Source organism: Jeotgalibacillus sp. ET6 (genome assembly GCF_029667115.1).
GTDB lineage: Bacteria > Bacillota > Bacilli > Bacillales > Jeotgalibacillaceae > Jeotgalibacillus.
Genome location: NZ_JARUIU010000029.1, coordinates 1 through 366 on the forward strand (window position 1 = coordinate 1; position 366 = coordinate 366).

The window sequence follows — 366 nt, forward strand, 5'->3', positions numbered from 1 at the left end:
GCGCACTTGAAGATCAAATAACTGATCTCTCGGGTGTTGAAACTGTCACCTATTCGTCAAAAGAAGAAGAATTATCCAGTTTAATAGACAGCTTTGTAAGCTTGTCATCAAAAGTTGGTATAGACTTGTACATAATGGTTAAACTTTTAATTTGCTCATTTATTGATTTATATCTTCTGTCAAAAAGTTCCGAGCTGTTAAATACAACGTTTGAATCAATTTGATTTGAATACAGCTCTTGAAGGTTCATTTGATCTTTTATTGAACTGATGATTCCTGATCAATTATTTTTGAAAATGTTCAAGTGTATGGTTCTCCACTTTTTATAATCCGAGATTAGCATAATTTACGCCTGCTTTTTCCAGG

The 366-nt window shown here is 32.5% G+C and carries 1 pseudogene; it reads left to right on the forward strand.

Annotation, left to right across the window (positions count from 1 at the left end):
• A pseudogene (locus P6709_RS19770) lies at window positions 1–224 on the forward strand (hypothetical protein); the annotation flags it as partial.
• Window positions 225–366 lie beyond the last annotated feature (142 nt).